Genomic DNA, 18,081 nt, shown 5'->3' with positions numbered 1-18,081 from the left:
CCGCCCCGGCGGCGCGGGCGGTGTCGCTCATCCGGAGCGACCCGTGACCCGGTACGTCGTGACCCGGCTCGGGCTGCTCGCGGTGGGGCTCGCCGTGGCAAGCGCGATCATCTTCGTGACGCTTCGTGTTCTTCCCGGAGACGTAGCCCAGCTGATCGCGGGCACAAACAGCACGCCTGCGCAGATCGAGGGCATCCGGGAGCAGCTCGGGCTGAACAAGCCGTTGATCGCGCAGTATCTCGACTGGGTGGGCGGGGTCCTTCGGGGAGACCTTGGCGCGTCGCTACTGACCGGCACCCCGGTGGCAGAAGAACTCGCCGAGAAGGCTCAGGTCACGGTGCCCCTCGGCATCCTTTCGCTGTCCATCGCGGTTCTCTTCAGCGTTCCGCTCGGTGTGGCCTCCGCGATCTGGCGCGGCCACCGCCGCGGCACCATCATGAGTGTCAGCGCGCAGACCGTCGCGGCTGTGCCGGTGGTGTGGGCCGGCATGATGCTTGTCGTCGTCTTCGCCGTATGGCTGGGGTGGCTGCCGGCGCAGGGGTTCCCGCGCAACGGATGGGACGACCCGGCCGCCGCGGTGCGCTCGCTGATCCTCCCCGCTGTCACGATCGGGATCGTGGAAGGCGCCATGCTGCTTCGCTTCGTGCGCAGTGCGACGCTCCAAGCCGTCGGACAGGATTACGTACGCACAGCAGCTGCCAAGGGGCTGACCCGCACCACGGCGCTCATCCGGCACGGCCTGCCGAACGTCGGTTTGTCGGTCATCACGGTCCTCGGGCTCCAGGTCGCCGGAATCATCGTGGGCGCAGTCATCATCGAGCAGCTCTTCTCCCTTCCCGGCATCGGCCGCATGCTGGTTGACGATGTTGGCGCACGTGATCTACCCAAGGTGCAGGGCGAGTTGCTGGCCCTCACGGGCTTCGTACTGATCGTGGGATTCTTCGTCGACCTGCTCCACCGGATTCTCGATCCCAGGCAACGGGAGGCGTCGTGACTCCCCCTCCAGATGGCGATCGCCGCACACCCCAGCAACCGACTCGGGCGCGGTGGCTCGGTCGCGTATGGGCGGTGCCGACGGGACGCTTCGGGATCTGCGTTGTCGTGGGAATCATCCTGGTGGCTCTGATCGCCTGGATATGGACACCGTTCGATCCGCAGCAGGTCAACGTGCAAGACCGCTGGCTTCCGCCCAGCTGGCCGCACCTGCTCGGTACGGATGGCGCGGGGCGCGACATCCTGAGCCTCGTGATGGCCGGCGCAGGGACGACGCTCTGGGTGGCAGCCGGGTCGGCGGTCGTGGCCACAGTGCTCGGAATCGCCCTGGCGAGCCTTGGCGCTCTCACCACGCGCTGGGTTCGCGAATCGGTGGCGGTCCTCATCGACATCCTTGTGGCGTTCCCCGTGCTGCTCGTGGCCATGATGATCTCCGCCGTGTGGGGCGGGTCGCTGTGGGTCGTGATCTGGTCGGTGGGAATCGGCTTCGGCGTCAACATCGCCCGCGTCACGCGACCCGAGCTGCGACGCGTCCTGCACAGCGATTTCGTGCTCGCAGGAACTGCGGCCGGCCTCAGCCCGACGCAGAATCTGTGGCGCCACCTCCTCCCGAACGTCGCACCGGTGTTCATCGTGCAGCTGTCGTGGGCGATGGCAGTCGCTGTGCTCGCCGAAGCCGGGTTGTCGTACCTCGGGTTCGGTGCTCCAGTGACCGAGCCCTCCTGGGGAGTCCTGCTTCAGGATCTCCAGGACTACCTCACCGTGTACCCGCTCGCCGTTCTCTGGCCGGGGCTGGCGATCACGGTGACGGTGCTCGGGCTGAACCTGCTCGGCGATGGCATCCGAGAGGCATCCGACCCGACTCTGGTCTCCAGGACCGGCGCAGCGCGTGCGTCGCGCACGCATATGCCCGAGGTGGTCTCATGAGCCTCGAAGTGCAGGGCCTCACCGTCGAGATCGGCGGCGAGCGCGTCGTCGACGGTGTCTCGTTCGGGATCCCTAACGGCGGCGCTGTGGGACTCATCGGTGAATCCGGATCAGGCAAGTCCCTGACGGCGCTCGCGATCATGGGCCTCTTGCCCGAAGGTGCGACGGCGTCGGGAAGCGTCAGGTGGCAGGGACAGGAGATCCTCGGCCTTGAGGAGCGGGCTCTCGCCAAGCTCCGGGGCGACGAGATCGGAATCGTGTTCCAAGATCCCCTGACAGCTCTCAATCCTGTCCGGACAGTCGGACGTCAGATCGCAGAGTCGGTTCGCATCCACGAGCGCTTGCGAGGCCGCGAGCTTCGGGAGCGTGCCATCGCCGAGGCCGCTCGCGTGATGCTGCCCGAGCCCGAGGCCATCATCAAGCGCTATCCGCACCAGCTCTCCGGGGGCCAGCGCCAGCGCGTGGCTATCGCCATGGCACTCGCATGCAGGCCCCGGCTGCTCATCGCCGACGAACCGACGACGGCGCTCGATGCGACAGTGCAGGCCGAGATCCTCGATCTGTTGCGCGGCCTCACCGCCGACGAGGACATGTCGCTGCTGTTCATTACTCACGACCTTGCAGTGCTCGCGCAGATCGCGACCCAGGCGGTGGTACTCGAGCGCGGTCGCGTCGTCGAGGCCGGCGAGGTTTCCCGCCTGCTCAGCGAGCCCCGCGCGACTGTCACCCAGGGACTGCTCAGGGACGCTACCGCGACGCTGTGGCGGGGCGAGGGCAGCGACGCATGAGCACCGAGTTCGTCCGCGCCGAGGGTCTCACCCGACGTCACCGCACCCCGTCCACGCGGCTTTTCGCGAAGCCCGCTGTCACAACGGCGCTGGATGCTGTCGACCTCACGCTCGAAGAAGGACACGCCCTTGGCGTCATTGGCGAGTCCGGGTCGGGCAAATCCACCCTTGTCCGGCTCCTCCTCGGCCTGGACAGACCGACCTCAGGTTCGGTCCACATCGACGGCCGCGAGGTAGACGCGTCGTCATCGGCGAGATCGCTGCGGTGGCTTCGTCGGGAGACCGGCATCGTCTTTCAGGACCCCTACGCCTCGCTCGATCCTCGTATGAGCGTGGGGCGCATCGTCGGCGAACCGCTGTGGGCGCTTGGCGTCACCGGGGACCGGCGAGCGCGGGTGCGGGAGGTCCTCACACAGGTAGGTCTGGATGCCGCGGCGGCCGACAGGTTCCCGCGCGAGTTCTCTGGGGGTCAGCGTCAACGAATCGCTCTCGCGCGAGCGATCGTGCACCGCCCCCGCCTGCTCGTCGGTGACGAGCCGCTGTCGGCGCTCGATGTCACGGTGAGAGCCCAGATCCTTGGTCTGTTCGACCGACTCAGACAGGACGAGGGGATGACGATCATCATGGTCTCCCACGACATCGGAGTCGTGCAGAACCTGTGCGATCGGGTGGTGGTCATGAAGGACGGACGGATCGTGGAGCGGGGCGAGACCTCCCGCGTCTTGCGCGCACCGGAGGCTGACTACACGCGGGCGCTCCTGGCGGCGATCCCCTCGATCACTCCCCCGGGCGAGACTCCCGCGGAGGACCGCCGCGACGGAAGAGCCCCTTCTTCACCGGCTTGAGCGACTTCTGGAGGTAGATCGTTCCCAGCCACCGCCCGAACTTGAAGCCGACGCGGCCCATTCGGCCGACTTCCGTGAAGCCCAGCCGCTCGTGGAGTGCCACTGACGCCTCAGCGCCTTTGTCGCTGATGACTGCGACGATCTCGCGAATACCCTTCCGCTGACAGGCCTCGATGAGCGCCTCGAGCAGGGCCCGCCCGAGCCCCTTTCCAGCAGCTGCCTGACCGAGGTAGATGGAATTCTCCACGGTGTAGCGATAAGCCGACTTCCCTGCCCAAGGCTGGACGAGCGCGTACCCCAGGATCTGGCCTGACGGTGACTGTGCCACCAGGAAGGGCAGGTCAAGTTTGCGCAGAAACGCGAACTTCTCGCGCCACTGGGCGATCGACCACACTTTCTCATCGAAGGTCACGACGGAGTTGCGCACGTAGTAGTTGTAGATCTCCCGAATGTCGGGAATGTCGCGTTCCTCCGCGGCACGGATGACGTAGCTGAACGGCCCTTCGGGCTCCGGCCGCCGTCGCAGATGGAAGGGAAGCCGCCGCTTCTTCTCGTATTCCTCTTCCAGCATGAGATCAGCCTACGCCGACGGTTCCACGCGCCAGTCGATCGGATCCGCGCCCTGCTGCTCGAGCAGCTCGTTGGCACGGGAAAAGGGTCGCGATCCGAAGAATCCGCGGCTTGCAGACAGGGGCGAGGGATGCGGCGACTCGATGATCGGAGTCGATCCCAGCAGCGAGCGCAGGCCCGCGGCATCCCTCCCCCACAGGATGGCGACAAGGGGGTGGTCGCGTGCTGCCAGCGTGCGAATCGCGTGCTCCGTGACAGCCTCCCACCCCCAGCCACGGTGCGAGCCGGGAGCGCCCGGCGACACCGTGAGGACGCGGTTCAGCAGCATGACGCCCTGATCGCTCCAGGCCGACAGATCGCCGTGGGAAGCAGGCCGGATGCCGAGGTCGTCGTCGAGCTCTCGGTAGATGTTCGCGAGGCTTCGGGGCACGGGCCTGACGTGGGCGTCGACAGCGAACGAGAGACCGATGGGATGACCCGGCGTCGGGTACGGATCCTGCCCCACGATGAGGACCCGCACGTCCGCCAGCGGCCGGGCGAAGGCGCGAAGGACCCGATCTCCTGCCGGCAGGTAGCGCCGCCCCGCCGCGACCTCGGCCCGCAGGCGCTCCCCGATGCCCGCGATCTGATCGGCGACCGGGGAGAGCGCATCGGCCCAGCCACTGTCGATCAGACCCGCGTCGGCGAGCTCTGGCAGAGACATCGCCATGGGTCAGGCCGATTCCCTCACCGCGGCATCCTGCTCGATGACCGACCCCTGCCACGACCACGGGAAATCGATCCACAGGTCGGTGTCTTTCCAGGACCAGTCCGGACGGATGATCGTCGTCGGCTTCGTGTAGATGACGACGCTGCGCACAATCGCGCCTCGATCGATCAGGAGGCGCACCGCGAGGTCGAGCGTGCGCCCACTGTCGGCGACGTCATCCACGAGCAGGACGCGCCGGCCATCGAGGTAGGCCATATCCATCTCGGGAGGCAGAAGCTCGGGATCGGGGAGCACAGTGCCGATGCCGGTGTAGAACTCGACGTTGATCGCCCCGCAGTTCTTGATTCCCAGGCCGTAGGCGATGGCACCGGCAGGCAGGAGCCCGCCGCGGGCGATGGCGACTACCACGTCGGGCATGAACCCGTCAGCCACGATCGTGCGGGAGAGCTCGCGCGTCGCATCTCCGAACCCCTGCCACGTCAACGTTTCCCGCTCGGTCGTCACCGGTTCTCCTCTCGGTTGCCCCCGCACCAGACTAGGCGCGGCCGCGGTGCTATTCTCGCGGGCATGCCCGCCGCATCCGCCCTCGACCGGTTGCGCGGAACGGGCCTGGGAATCACTGCAGGGCTGATCGGCTGGTTCATCCTCGTCGAATTCGTCAGCGGCATCATCCAGGGCTACTACGTTCCGCTCTTCAGCGACATCGTCATCGACCTCGGCATCCATGACTCGGACGTGAACTGGTTCGAGGCAGCCCAGCTGTTGCTGTCTGCGATCGTCGTTCCGATTCTCGCGAAGCTCGGCGACATGTACGGGCACAAGCGCATCCTGCTGATCTCGTCGATCCTGACCGCCGCTGCCAGTTGGTGGCTCGTGTTCGCGGGAGACTTCTGGACGTTCCTGATCGCCTGGGCGTTGCAGGGGTTCTACGTCGTCTGGCTGCCCCTCGAGGTCGCGCTCATCTTCGAGCGCGGTCGCCGCCAGAACCGGGGTGTCTCTTCCACTCGACGCGCAGCCGGGCTCCTGGTCGTCGGGTTGCAGGCCGGTGCGATAGCCGGCGCCTTGGCCGCAGGAGCGATCTTCGAAGCCACCGGCGGCGATCTCACCGTCACGATGATGATCCCCGCGATCGCGGTCACCCTCATTGCCGGTGTCATCTGGCTCGGCGTTCCCGAGTCCGAGCCGACGCCCGGCCGGCGCCTGGACACGTGGGGGTTCGTGCTGCTGACCTGGGGCCTGCTGCTGGTCACCGGCGCCCTCGTCTACATGCGCATGATCCCGCAGCTGGATCTGGGCGAGAACGCGTGGTGGTGGGTAGTGGCACTCTTCGCCGCAGGACTCGCCGTCTTCGTCTGGTTCGTGAAGTTTGAACTGCGCCAGGACGACCCCGCTATCGACATCCGCGTCCTGCGCCGTCCCGAGATGTGGCCGGTGCAGACGACGGCCTTCCTCGTGGGAATCAGCCTGCTCGGCGCCCAGGGGCCGCTGTCGACATACGCGGGCACCGATTCCTCCCTCGGTTACGGTCTTGGACTGTCTGCCTCGCAGCGCTCCTACGTCATCGGCGTCTACCTGCTCTCCCTCATCATCGGCGCCATCATCTTCGCCATCCTGTCCCGGCGCGCCAACCCGCGACTCATCCTGATCGGCGCCTCGCTTCTGGTCGGCATCGGCTACACGCTGTTCCTGCCGTTCCACCTCGAGCTGTGGCAGGTCCTGCTGAACCTCATGGTCGCGGGCCTCGGCTCCGGAGCCCTGGTCGGGGCGCTTCCGGCTGCTGCGGCAGCTGCGGCGCCCCGCGGACAGACCGGGATCGCGTCGGCGCTCACCAACACCACCAAGACTGTGGGCGGCGCCTTCGCGTCAGCCGTGTTCGGGGTGCTGCTGGCTGCAGGCGCCGGAGCAGTTGCCAGCGAGACCGCAGCATCCCTCGGCGGCTATCTCGCCGTCTGGGCGATCTGCGCCGGCGGCGGGTTCCTCGCGGCCCTGCTGTTGCTGTTCGTTCCGAAGGTGGCCTTCGCCGACACCGATACGAGTCAACTCGACGCGACCCGGGGCAGCTCCCAGATGACCTGACCGCTCACCCGAGCGCGGCGCAGTCTCACATGTGTGCTGCTATTGTGCGCAACTGCGGCACATAAATGCGCAGCATCCGCACACAACGACCGCACACTCGTGACCGGTGGTGCAGGGCGAGCGGTCGGGCTACGAGAGGCGGGGCCGGAGCGGACCGCGGGCCAGCAGGTGCTGCGCCGACTGGGCAACGGGACGCATGGTGACGAGGTCGAGATTCACGTGGCCCGGCGCCTCCAGGGCGTAGCCGATGACGTCAGCGACATCCTCCGCAGTCAACGGATGCTGCACGCCCTCGTACACTGCCGCAGCCCGCTCGCGGTCACCGCCGACGCGGTTCAGCGTGAACTCCTCGGTGTAGACCATTCCGGGGGCGATCTCGACGACGCGCAGCGGCTCGCCGTTCAGCTCGAGGCGCAGGGCGCTGACAAGCATCGACTCGGCTGCCTTGGCGGCGTTGTACCCGCCGCCTCCGGGGTAGGCCACCTGCGCGGCGGTAGAGGTCACGAAGAGGAGGTCGGCGTGAGAGTCAGATGCCGCGCTCTGGCGCAACTGCGGCAGCAGTGCCCGTGTCAGCCGCTGCACCGCCAGGACGTTGACGTCGTACATCCATTGCCAGTCCGACGCCTCGCCGTCCTCGACACGGTCGGTGCCACGAGCTCCGCCGGCGATGTGCGCAAGGGCGTGCACGGCGCCGGAGCCGGCGAGGAACTGCGTCAGAGCGTCGATGTCGGCATCCGTCGTGAGATCCGCCGCGAACGCGACGGCACCAGTCTCCGCCTGCAGCGCCACCAGGCGCTCGGCGCGTCGCGCGACAGCGACGACCTCCCATCCGCTCGAGCGCAGCCGGCGCACCGTCGCCGCGCCGATTCCCGAACTTGCCCCCGTCACCACAGCGCGTCTGGTCATACCTCAACGCTAGCCGCCGCGGGACCGCCCGAGTGTTACGTCACATTTCCGCACTGTTGTTGACACGGGCTCATGTTCGTACTCTCGGTGGTGGCCGGTCGACCCGCCGACCGACCCCGAAGACTCAAGGAGCACACCATGTCCGCACCCGAGAACTGGAAGTTCGAGACCAAGCAGATCCACTCCGGCGCTGCACCCGACCCGACCACCAAGTCGCGCGCGACCCCGATCTTCCAGACCACCTCGTACGTGTTCGACAACGCCGACCACGCCCAGAACCTCTTCGCCCTGGCCGAGTTCGGCAACATCTACACCCGCATCATGAACCCGACGCAGGACGTCGTGGAGCAGCGCGTCGCGGCGCTCGAGGGCGGCAGCGGTGCCCTCCTCGTCTCCTCCGGCCAGGCCGCCGAGACCTTCGCTGTCCTGAACATCGCCCAGGCCGGCGACCACATCGTCTCGTCGAGCTCGATCTACGGCGGCACGTACAACCTCTTCAAGTACACGCTGGCCAAGCTCGGCATCGAGACGACCTTCGTCGAGAACCAGGACGACCCCGAGGAGTGGCGTCGCGCGGTCCGCCCGAACACGAAGCTCTTCTTCGCCGAGACGATCGGCAACCCGAAGATCAACGTCCTCGACATCCGCTCGGTCTCCGCCGTCGCCCACGAGAACGGCGTACCGCTGATCGTCGACAACACGATCGCGACCCCGTTCCTCATCCGTCCGCTCGAGCACGGCGCCGACATCGTCATTCACTCGGCGACGAAGTTCCTCGGCGGTCACGGCACCACCATCGGCGGCATCATCGTCGACGGCGGCAAGTTCGCGTGGTCGCAGAACGTCGAGAAGTTCCCCGGCCTCACCGAGCCCGACCCGTCCTACCACGGCGCGTCCTACACGACGGCTGTCGGCGACGGTCTTGCCTACATCATCAAGGCACGCGTCCAGCTGCTGCGCGACCTCGGCTCGGCGATCTCTCCGATCAACGCCTGGTTGCTGTTGCAGGGCATCGAGACCCTGTCGCTGCGCATCGAGCGTCACGTGCAGAACGCCCAGGAGATCGCCGAATGGCTCGAGAACCAGGATGACGTTGCGGCAGTGAACTACTCGGGTCTGCCCACCTCCCCGTGGTACGCCGCCGCGAACACCTACGCACCCAAGGGCGTCGGCGCTGTGCTCTCGTTCGAGCTCAAGGGCGGGGTCGACGCCGGTCGCGCCTTCGTGGACTCTCTCGAGCTGTTCAGCCACCTCGCCAACATCGGAGACGTGCGCTCGCTCGTCATCCACCCGGCATCCACCACCCACTCGCAGCTCACCCCCGAGCAGCAGCTCACCGCTGGCGTGACTCCTGGGCTGGTTCGCCTCTCCGTCGGTCTCGAGAACATCGAGGACCTGAAGGCCGACCTTGCCCATGCCCTCGCCGCAGCACGCAGCGTCGGAGCCGCAGCCAACGCCTGACCTGCGCGTCGCACCCGAAGGGTCGCAACACGCCGCACCGATCCCAGATCCTGCGGCGAGTTGCGACCCTTCGGCGTTGGAGTCCGGACGCGGGGAACGTCATATTGCGACGGGAACCGCGCCTGACCCGGGAGAATGGGCGAATGGACTGGCAGACCTCGGAAGACACGGTGCCCTCTTCGCCCGTGACCGAAGCCGACGCGCGCCTGCTCCTGGGAAGGCCCCCCGCGACAGGAGCATGGCGCGATGGCGACCCCGCCGGAGATCGTCACTTTGCTGCGTTCGGCGCTTTTCGGACCGAGGGTGGCGCCGAGCTTCCGGCCTACCGCCTCGCCTTCGAGACGTGGGGTGAGCTCTCCCCCGCGCGCAACAATGCGATCCTGATCCTGCACGCGCTGACCGGCGACTCGCACGTGCGCGGGCCCGCCGGTCCCGGACATGCCACCGATGGCTGGTGGGACGGGATTGTCGGCCCCGGCAGCGCGATCGATACTGACCGCTGGTTCGTGGTCGCGCCGAACATGCTAGGCGGATGCCAGGGGTCGACGGGGCCCGCGACGATCGCGCCCGACGGGTACGAGTGGGCGGCACGGTTCCCGTACCTCACGATCCGCGACCAGGTTCACGCGCAGCGGCAGCTCGCCGATGCCCTCGGCATCGACGTCTGGGCCGCGGTCATCGGCGGGTCGATGGGCGGGATGCACGCGCTCGAGTGGGCAATCGAATACCCCGACAGGGTCGCACGGGTAGCTGTGCTGTCGGCGCCTCCGGCGAACACCGCCGACCAGATCGCGCTCAACTCCGTGCAGCTCGATGCGATCCGGGTCGACCCGCGGTTCCAAGGGGGCGAGTACTACGACGCAGCCGACGGAGACGGCCCGCACCGCGGACTTGCGCTCGCCAGGCGCATGGCACTGCTGAACTACCGGTCACCCACCGAGCTCAACCAGCGTTTCCAACGCTCGTGGCAGTCCGAGGTCAGCCCCCTCGGCAATGGCGGCCGGTTCGCCGTCGAGTCGTACCTCGATTTCCACGGCAACCGCTTCACCCGCCGTTTTGACGCCAACACCTACATCACCCTCGTGGAGGCGATGAACTCGCACGACGTGGGCAGGGACCGCGGCGGCATCGAGGATGCGCTAGCCCGCGTGACTGCTACAGCCCTCGTGGTCGGAATCGACAGCGATCGACTATTCCCCATCGAGGGTCAGCATCGCATCGCGCGCGGCATCCGCACGAGCCTCGATGGCGATCAGGCGGCGGTCATCTCGAGCGACTTCGGCCACGACGGCTTCCTCATCGAGACGCCTATTGTGAGCGTCCACCTGCGCCGGCTCCTGGAGAGCTGACGGCGCAGTCTGCGGTGTCAGGACTCGTCGCTGAGGGCTTGCTCGAGGCGCTCAAGTTTTCCGTCGAGTTCGCCGGTGTAGCCGGGACGGATGTCGGCCTTGAGCACGAGCGAGACTCGGGAACCGTACGCGCCGACAGCCTCGGTCGCAGCCTTCACGACCGCGAACACCTCATCCCACTCGCCTTCGATCTCGGTGAACATCGATGAGGTGCGGTGCGGCAGACCCGATTCGCGAACGATCCGCACTGCTGCGGCCACGGCATCGTGAACCGAGCCGTCGGCACGGCCTGTGCCGCTGGGCGCGACGGAGAAGGCAACAATCATGAGGGAGACCTTTCGATGACGGATGCAGGACGTTTGTGTGATGCCAATCGGCCTGCACCGGACTCGGGGTTGCGGGCGACGCGCACCAGGTGGATGACCGACCAGACGAACATCACCACGAGGGCGAGGTTTCGCACCGTGAGCAAGGCGACGACCCCCGGGGCTGGATGGTCCGTCATGAGGAAGTTGTAGAAGATCGGGTAGACGATCTGAGTCAGCAGGCCCGTCGCGATGGCAAACGCCGCGGGGCGCAGCCACGTAGCGCGGTCGATGACGAGCCCGAGGACGATCGGCGCGACGATCCATGTCATGTATTGGGGCGAGCCGACCTTGTTGACGACGATGAGGGCGAGCACGAGCGCGAAGGCCAGTGCGGGGTAGAGGCGGACGACGGGCGCCCCGCGGCGAACGCCCCACAGTCCGAGGAGCAGGAGCGCCAGCACGGATGCCGCAAGCAGCGGCGTCATGACTGCGATCACCTCGTTCACGCCGGGGCCGCTGACCTGGAAGGTGAGCAGGTCGCTGGCGTAGTAGACCCTCGAATCCAGAACATCCAGTGCCGCGAACCACATGTATGGCGCCGAGACCGGTGCCTCGATCTGAAGGCCTCTGCCGGTCTGGTCGGTGATGAATCCGAAGAGATACCGTCCGCCCCCGAGAGCGAGTACCACCGCGATGGTGGCCGCCGACACGATGAGCGCACCACCGACGATGGCCAGGCGACGTCGCACCGCCACGACGGCCGCAGCCAACAGAGCGGCGGGCCACACCTTGATCCAGGTGCCTGCAGCAAGCAGCGCCGATCCGAGCCACGGCCGACGAATGAGCCACAGGCATCCCATGATCGCCAGGGGCACCGTGATTCCTTCGAGGCGGTACATGCCGACCGGGCCGAGCGCGACCATGAACGTGAGCCAGAACGCGGCGGCAATCGCCCGGCCACGGGAACGCGCATCACCGAGGAGCACGGCGAACGCGACGGCATCGACGAGCGTCACGACGATCGCCCAGGCCGGCGTGTACGACACCGCGGCCTCGAACAGCCACGCCGCGAGCATGGGCACGAGCGCTAGGGCCGGGTAGACCCACGGCTCCGTGATTCCCACGATCTGCCGCCCGGCCGGCCCGCAATAGTCCATCATGCCGAGGGCGCAGCCCGACCAGGGCTCGTACACCAGGTACACATCACCCATCGGTGCGTGCGGGAGCTGATAGCCCGCCACCGCGACGAAACCGTGTACCAGGGCGAACGCCACCCACATCCAACCCCGACGTGCCACGGCACCATCCTACGGAAGAGGCGGGGCCTACCCTGTCACAAGGCTGGTCGTGGTGATCACGATTCGCTGAGCACCGTGGGTGCTTCGGCGCTCGCCAAAAGGTGCCCGACCACGGGCGGGAGGTGCTCTGCGACATCCAACGCCGTGATCGGTCCGCCAGCAACCGACTCCGACGCTGCACGGGCGGCCTGACCGTGCAGCCAGGCCGCGGTCGCCGCACATGCGGCAAGTGACACCGACGCGCGCCGCGCAGCGGCTCCGGCCGTGACCGAGCCGAGAATCCCCGCGAGAACGTCTCCGGTCCCGGCTGTTGCGAGCCACGACGTCGGGGCCTCGATCGCGCACTCCCAACCCTCCGGCGATGCCACGACGGTCGTGGCCCCCTTCAGCAGCACAACTGCTCCGAGCGTGGCTGCGGTCTCTGCCGCGCTGGTGGCGCTCCGGGCGTCATCCGGGTCGAGCCCGAGCGCGGAGCGGAGCTTCGCATGCTCACCGGCGTGCGGTGTGATCACCGCCGGCGCTGTCGCCGATGCCGCGAGATCAAGCGCGCCTGCGTCGACGACGACGGGATCTGACCCGTCGAGAATGTTGCGCACCGCGCGCGTCTCGGCATCCGTGCGGGCTTCGACGCTGGTGCCCGACCCGATGACCCAGGCCTGCACGCGCCCCTCTGCCGTCACGGTTTCCGGACGCCGTGCCAGCACGAGCCGTGTGGCCCGCGACGGTCCAAGGTAGCGAACCATGCCGATGCCGGTGCGCCAGGCGCCCTCGACCCCGAGCACGGCGGCGCCGGGGAATTGCTGCGACCCGGTGCGAAGCCCCACGACCCCGCGGGAATACTTGTCGTCGCCCGCGGTTGGTCTCCCCAGGACGCGTCGCGCGTCATCTGCCCCCCATGACCGCAACATGCGAGCAACCCTACCTCTGGAGAATCGATGAGTCTGCTGTTCACCCCTGTCGAGATCGGTTCGCTGCGGGCCCGCAACCGCCTGTGGGTAGCTCCGATGTGCCAGTACAGCTCGACAGACGGGATGCCGAACACGTGGCATCTGACGCACCTGAGCTCGTTCGCGAGCGGAGGCGCGGATCTGGTGATGACCGAGGCGACCGCCGTGAGCCCGGAGGGGCGGATCAGCCCCGACGACACCGGGATCTGGAACGACCAGCAGCGTGACGCCTGGGCACCGATCGCTTCCGAGATCCGCTCTCGCGGAGCTCTTGCCGCCATCCAGCTCGCGCATGCAGGTCGGAAAGCGTCGACGTGGTCGCCCCTGAAGGCAGGCCGCGGCTCGGTGCCGATAGCCGACGGCGGATGGCAGGCGCTGGCACCCTCAGCGATCGCCTACGACGGCTACGCCGTTCCGCAGGAGATGGATGCCGACGGAATCGCGCGGGTCGTCAAGGATTTCGCCGATGCGGCCCGTCGCAGCGTCGAGGCGGGCTTTGATGTACTGGAGGTGCACGCCGCGCACGGCTACCTGCTCCACGAGTTCCTCTCGCCCCTGTCGAATCAGCGAACCGACTCATACGGCGGCTCGCTCGAGAACCGCGCCCGCCTGCTGCTCGAGGTGATCGACGCGGTCCGCGTCGCCGCGCCCACCACCCCGGTAATGGTGCGGTTCTCTGCCACGGACTGGGCCGAAGGGGGCTGGGGCGTGGCAGACACGGCGACTGTCGCCGCGTGGGCTGCTCAGCGCGGTGCCGTGTTCATCGACATTTCCAGCGGCGGCCTCGTCGCCCACCAGCAGGTCATCGCCGGGCCCGGCTATCAGGTGCCGTTCGCGCGCGAGGTGCGCGAGCTCGCGGGGGTCCCTGTGAGCGCCGTGGGCATGATCACGACGGGCGCGCAGGCCGAGGAGGTTCTCGCCTCGGGCGCAGCCGACGCCGTCATGGCGGCGCGCGAGTGGCTTCGCGATCCCCACTTCGCCCTTCGCGCCGCGACCGAACTCGACGTCGACATCGACTATTGGCCGGCGCAATACGAGCGAGCCCGCCTGATGCGGACGAGGTGAGCGCGAACCGCTACCGCTCGTTCCGCCAGCCGCGGCGCGTGGCATCCTGCACTTCGCCGACGAGTTCCTCGATGACATCCTCGAGGAAAAGGACGCCGGTGATGGTGCCGCCGGCATCCCGAACCTGAGCCAGGTGTCGTCCCTGCTCGCGCATGAGCGCAAGCGCATCCTCGAGGTCGGTGTTCTCGGTCACCGGCACCATGTGGTGGATGCGGGCCGGATCGATCGGCCTCACGACGTCGGTCGCGGCGCCCTCACCCTCGGCAGCGCGCAGGATGTCTTTCAGGTGGACGTAGCCGAGCGGGACACCGGCGGGGTCCACGATGACGTACCGCGAGAACCCGTTCTTGGCGACTGCGCGCTCGATCTGCTTCGGCGTCGTGTTCTGCGGCAGCGTCAGCAGATCTGCGAGCGGCACCGCGATATCGCGCGCCTTCTTCTCGGTGAACTCAACCACTGCGGCGACCGTTCCTGCCGTGTCCTCGAGCACTCCCTCCATACGAGACTGGGCGACGATCGTCGCGACTTCCTCAAGCGTGTAGGTCGAGGTCGCTTCGTTCTTCGGCTCGACCCGGAACAACCGCACGACGTGGTTCGCGATCCAGTTGAGCGTGACGATCACCGGGTGGAAGACCTTCGACACCCACACCAGCGGCGGCGCGAGCATCAGAACCGCGCGATCGGGCACCGAGAACGCGAGGTTCTTCGGCACCATCTCGCCGAACACGACATGCAGGTAAGACACCAGGACGAGGGCGATCACGAAGGCGATGACATCGACTACCGCATAGCTCAGCCCGGTGAGTTCGAGCGGCACCGCCAAGAGGTGGTGAATCGCCGGCTCCGAGACGTTCAGGATCAACAGCGAACAGATCGTGATCCCCAGCTGCGAGGTCGCGAGCATGAGCGTCGCGTGCTCCATCGCGTAGAGCGATGTCTTGGCGGCGCGTGAGCCGCGCTCGGCCAGAGGTTCGATCTGCGATCTGCGTGCCGAGATGACAGCGAACTCCGCACCGACAAAGAAGGCATTGGCCACCAACAGGACGACCAGCCATGCCAGGCCTGCCCAGTCGCTCACGAGGACACCTCCTCGTCGGCATCCTCACCGGGAAGCGCGGCGGGAACGAACCGAACCCGGTCGACGCGCCTGCCTGCCATCCGCTCCACCGAAAGGGTCCCCTCCTCGAGCTCGACGGTGTCTCCGACGACCGGGATCCGCTCGAGTTCGCTCATGAGGTAGCCACCGACGGTGTCGTACACGTCGCCGACGGGGATGCGGATGCCGACCCTATCGAGAACCTCGTCGGGCCGCAGCTCACCGGGGAACACGACATCCCGGTCGATGCGCACGATGTCGGTGCGGCGCCGGTCGTGCTCGTCGAGGACTTCACCGACGATCTCCTCGACGAGGTCCTCGAGGGTGACGACGCCGGCTGTACCGCCGTACTCGTCGACGACGATAGCCATCTGGTATCCGCGCGAACGAAGCTCGGCCAGGAGCGCGTCAAGATGCACCGCTTCGGGGACACGCAGCGGCTCGGTCGCGATCGCCCCCACCGGAACGGTTCCCCGCTTGCCGCGCGGCACTCCCACCGCGGCCTTCAGGTGAGCGATCCCGACGATGTCATCCATTGACTCCTCGTACACGGGAAAGCGGCTGTGACCGGTCGAGCGTGCGAGCTGGATGACGTCCTCGACGGAGTCGTCCGCGGCGAGCGCGTGAACGCTCGGCCGCGGCGTCATGACATCGGCGGCGGTCAGGCGCGCGAAGGTGAGGGAACGGTCGAGCAGCGACGCGGTGTCCTGCTCGAGGACGCCGGCGCTGGCCGAGCGGCGCACGAGGCTCGACAGTTCCTCCGCCGAGCGCGCACCCGAGAGCTCTTCCTTCGGTTCGACGCCTACGGCGCGAAGAAACGCGTTGGCGCTCCCGTTGAGCACGACGATCGCCGGCCGGAAGACGGTAGTGAACGCGGTCTGAAACGGCACGACGAGTTTCGCCGTCTGCCGAGGCACGGCCAAGGCGAAGTTCTTCGGTACGAGTTCGCCGATCACCATCGAGAAGATCGTCGCGATCGCCACACCGATGATGGCGGCGAGCGGGCTGATGACGGCATCCGGCCAGCCCCACCCAGTGAAGACCGGGCGTAGCAGACTCGAAATCGCCGGCTCCATGGTGTAACCGGTGAGCAGCGTGGTCAGCGTAATGCCCAACTGGGCGCTGGAGAGGTGTGTCGAGGTGATCTTCAGCGCGCTGATCGTCAGCGAAAGGCGCGTCTCCCCCGCTGCCTGGCGCGCTTCGAGGTCGGCGCGATCAAGGTTGACCAGCGCGAACTCGCTGGCGACGAACAGTCCCGTGCCGATCGTGAGCAGAAGCCCCACCCCCAGCATGATGAACTCCATCACGCATCACCCCCGGTCTGGGGTGCGGGTCGGTGGGGCGATCGTCGGCAACTCGGAGGGTCGTCCATCGTGAGACGAGTCTACCCGCCGAACGTCCACACCCGGACGGCATCGGCACGCACCTGTCTGATCCCCACATGTGCGGCACTTCTGCGCACGGGCGGCGCATCTGTGCGCAGCATCCGCACGAAACTGCAGCACTGACCAGACACGCGTGCCCGACCCACCCCGTGCGCTGCCACCTTACACAGGACCGGGTCTCCTCCCCTACGCGAGCGTTCGGGCGCGCATCCACCTCCGCACTGCCCGCGAGGATGCCGCGCGGCCCGCGATCCGAGGATGCTGTCGTGCGCCCACTGCCCGAGATCGACACGATCCGCCGTTCCGAGCGGATGGAACCGTTGGATAATCGTCGCCTGCGGCGCGCCCTGGACGAGGGCACCTGGGTGAAGGTCGCACCCGGGGCGTTTGTCCGCTCCGATCACTGGCTCATACTCACCCCAATCGAGCGCCACCGCGTGCGTGTTCACGAAGTCGCGCGTCGTCTTGAGCCCGGCGCCGTCATCTCGTACGCGGCGGCGGCAGCGGAGCACGGCATCGACATGTTGGATCCCTGGCCAGAGGCCGTCGATGTGACCTGCGGGCCTGCAACGGGCGGGCGCTCCAGCGGCGTCGTTCGCCGCCACACCCGCGACCGGCGGACGCTCGAGGTGATGCCATTCGGTCGTCACATGATCACGACGCCGGCACAGACCGCGCTTGATCTCGCCCGCTCGCTTCGGTTTCTTCCCGCCGTCGCCAGCGTCGATCAAGCGATCTGGGCGGATCGGCCGGGTGGAGAACTCACCGACATCGACACCATTCACGAGCTGTGGACTCGCGATGCGCACCACCGCGGACAGGTCCGAGCTCTACGGGTGCTGTCGTTCGCGGAACGCGGAGCGGCGAACGTTCGCGAATCTCACTGCCGGGTCGAGCTCGCGCGCCTGGGGTTCCCTCGACCCCGGCTGCAAGAGCGGCGCATGTTGCGGACCGGAAGACTCGTGTTCGCGGACTTCTACTTTCCCGAGGCTGATCATTGGGGCGAGTTCGACGGCGAAGGGAAGTACCGGGATGCCGCGCTCCGTCGCCCAGGTCACGATGCAGCCGACGCGGTGATCGACGAGAAGAACCGGGAGAACGAGATTCGACGTGAAGTGCGTGGATTCTCGCGGTGGGACCGCTCGGATGTTGAGCGTCCGCGTCGCCTCTACGACATCCTCACGGGCGACGGACTGCGCAGCGCACTGCCGCGCCCCTGACCGCTCGCCGCCGAGCGGAGCACGCACGCGTGTTCGCTGGCTGCCGGCATCCGTATGCGGTAGTTGTGTGCAGCCGCTGTGCTTCTATCCGCCGCAGCTGCACATTTCTGCCGCACTCGAGGGATCACCGGACGACGA

18 protein-coding genes are annotated in these 18,081 nt (G+C 67.5%); 9 read left to right on the top strand and 9 right to left on the bottom strand.

Annotated features, from left to right (window positions below; genetic code table 11):
- Window positions 1-43: 43 nt before the first annotated feature.
- From LL236_RS04615 to LL236_RS04600, 4 genes are read left to right on the top strand one after another with little or no spacing between them, the layout of a single operon-like run.
- Window positions 44-994: an ABC transporter permease gene (locus LL236_RS04615; protein ID WP_228177625.1), complete on the top strand. Its 951-nt coding sequence runs from the start codon at window positions 44-46 to the stop codon at window positions 992-994.
- Window positions 991-1,920, top strand: a complete 930-nt coding sequence (locus LL236_RS04610) for an ABC transporter permease (RefSeq protein ID WP_228177624.1) — start codon at window positions 991-993, stop codon at window positions 1,918-1,920. The genes LL236_RS04615 and LL236_RS04610 overlap by 4 nt, the downstream gene beginning before the upstream one ends.
- Entirely contained in the window at window positions 1,917-2,708 is a 792-nt protein-coding gene (locus LL236_RS04605) for an ABC transporter ATP-binding protein (protein ID WP_228177623.1), read from the top strand. Before LL236_RS04610 ends, LL236_RS04605 begins: the two co-directional genes overlap by 4 nt.
- Window positions 2,705-3,553, top strand: a complete 849-nt coding sequence (locus LL236_RS04600; RefSeq protein ID WP_228177622.1) for an ABC transporter ATP-binding protein — start codon at window positions 2,705-2,707, stop codon at window positions 3,551-3,553. Before LL236_RS04605 ends, LL236_RS04600 begins: the two co-directional genes overlap by 4 nt.
- Here the strand turns inward: LL236_RS04600 and LL236_RS04595 are convergent.
- The 3 genes from LL236_RS04595 to LL236_RS04585 are packed head-to-tail and all read right to left on the bottom strand — an operon-like array spanning window position 3,486 to window position 5,336.
- Window positions 3,486-4,124 (bottom strand): GNAT family N-acetyltransferase, encoded by a 639-nt coding sequence (locus LL236_RS04595; RefSeq protein ID WP_228177621.1) that lies wholly within the window; start codon window positions 4,122-4,124, stop codon window positions 3,486-3,488. The genes LL236_RS04600 and LL236_RS04595 overlap by 68 nt on opposite strands.
- Window positions 4,125-4,133: 9 nt before the next feature.
- Window positions 4,134-4,832 (bottom strand): uracil-DNA glycosylase, encoded by a 699-nt coding sequence (locus LL236_RS04590; RefSeq protein ID WP_228177620.1) that lies wholly within the window; start codon window positions 4,830-4,832, stop codon window positions 4,134-4,136.
- Window positions 4,833-4,835: 3 nt separating this feature from the next.
- Window positions 4,836-5,336, bottom strand: a complete 501-nt coding sequence (locus LL236_RS04585) for a phosphoribosyltransferase (protein ID WP_228177619.1) — start codon at window positions 5,334-5,336, stop codon at window positions 4,836-4,838.
- A gap of 63 nt (window positions 5,337-5,399) precedes the next feature.
- Between LL236_RS04585 and LL236_RS04580 the strand changes: the two genes are divergently transcribed.
- Window positions 5,400-6,908, top strand: a complete 1,509-nt coding sequence (locus LL236_RS04580) for an MFS transporter (protein WP_228177618.1) — start codon at window positions 5,400-5,402, stop codon at window positions 6,906-6,908.
- Between the two features lie 129 nt (window positions 6,909-7,037).
- Here LL236_RS04580 and LL236_RS04575 read toward each other — a convergent pair whose 3' ends face one another.
- Complete coding sequence (locus LL236_RS04575; RefSeq protein WP_228177617.1) at window positions 7,038-7,814, bottom strand: SDR family oxidoreductase; 777 nt, start codon at window positions 7,812-7,814, stop codon at window positions 7,038-7,040.
- Window positions 7,815-7,952: 138 nt separating this feature from the next.
- Here LL236_RS04575 and LL236_RS04570 point away from each other — a divergent pair, with 138 nt between their 5' ends.
- Both LL236_RS04570 and metX read left to right on the top strand, forming a co-directional pair.
- Complete coding sequence (locus tag LL236_RS04570; RefSeq protein WP_228177616.1) at window positions 7,953-9,275, top strand: bifunctional o-acetylhomoserine/o-acetylserine sulfhydrylase; 1,323 nt, start codon at window positions 7,953-7,955, stop codon at window positions 9,273-9,275.
- A 143-nt stretch (window positions 9,276-9,418) separates the two neighbouring features.
- Complete coding sequence (gene metX / locus LL236_RS04565; protein WP_228177615.1) at window positions 9,419-10,624, top strand: homoserine O-acetyltransferase MetX; 1,206 nt, start codon at window positions 9,419-9,421, stop codon at window positions 10,622-10,624.
- A gap of 17 nt (window positions 10,625-10,641) precedes the next feature.
- On the opposite strand, the gene LL236_RS04560 is transcribed toward metX, so the two are convergent.
- Genes LL236_RS04560 through LL236_RS04550 form a run of 3 tightly spaced genes read right to left on the bottom strand, consistent with a single transcriptional unit; the run spans window position 10,642 to window position 13,138 of the window.
- Window positions 10,642-10,950, bottom strand: coding sequence for a thiamine-binding protein (locus LL236_RS04560; protein WP_228177614.1), 309 nt, complete (start codon window positions 10,948-10,950; stop codon window positions 10,642-10,644).
- Window positions 10,947-12,230 (bottom strand): hypothetical protein, encoded by a 1,284-nt coding sequence (locus tag LL236_RS04555; RefSeq protein WP_228177613.1) that lies wholly within the window; start codon window positions 12,228-12,230, stop codon window positions 10,947-10,949. The genes LL236_RS04560 and LL236_RS04555 overlap by 4 nt, the downstream gene beginning before the upstream one ends.
- A 56-nt stretch (window positions 12,231-12,286) precedes the next feature.
- Window positions 12,287-13,138, bottom strand: coding sequence for an ADP-dependent NAD(P)H-hydrate dehydratase (locus tag LL236_RS04550; RefSeq protein ID WP_228177612.1), 852 nt, complete (start codon window positions 13,136-13,138; stop codon window positions 12,287-12,289).
- 27 nt (window positions 13,139-13,165) lie between these two features.
- Between LL236_RS04550 and LL236_RS04545 the strand changes: the two genes are divergently transcribed.
- A complete protein-coding gene (locus tag LL236_RS04545) occupies window positions 13,166-14,242 on the top strand; it encodes an NADH:flavin oxidoreductase/NADH oxidase (RefSeq protein WP_228177611.1) in 1,077 nt (358 codons plus the stop codon).
- 10 nt (window positions 14,243-14,252) lie between these two features.
- Here the strand turns inward: LL236_RS04545 and LL236_RS04540 are convergent, their stop codons facing one another.
- Both LL236_RS04540 and LL236_RS04535 read right to left on the bottom strand, forming a co-directional pair.
- Entirely contained in the window at window positions 14,253-15,320 is a 1,068-nt protein-coding gene (locus LL236_RS04540) for a hemolysin family protein (RefSeq protein ID WP_228177610.1), read from the bottom strand.
- Window positions 15,317-16,642: a hemolysin family protein gene (locus tag LL236_RS04535; RefSeq protein WP_228177822.1), complete on the bottom strand. Its 1,326-nt coding sequence runs from the start codon at window positions 16,640-16,642 to the stop codon at window positions 15,317-15,319. Before LL236_RS04535 ends, LL236_RS04540 begins: the two co-directional genes overlap by 4 nt.
- A 347-nt stretch (window positions 16,643-16,989) precedes the next feature.
- Between LL236_RS04535 and LL236_RS04530 the strand changes: the two genes are divergently transcribed.
- On the top strand, window positions 16,990-17,943 hold the full coding sequence (locus LL236_RS04530; protein ID WP_228177609.1) for a hypothetical protein: 954 nt from the start codon (window positions 16,990-16,992) through the stop codon (window positions 17,941-17,943).
- The last annotated feature ends 138 nt before the right edge of the window (window positions 17,944-18,081 follow it).

The sequence above is a fragment of the Microbacterium schleiferi genome, assembly GCF_020781975.1.
Lineage (GTDB): Bacteria > Actinomycetota > Actinomycetes > Actinomycetales > Microbacteriaceae > Microbacterium.
Note: the sequence above shows the minus strand (reverse complement) of the source record. Positions and strands in the feature narration are given on the sequence as shown.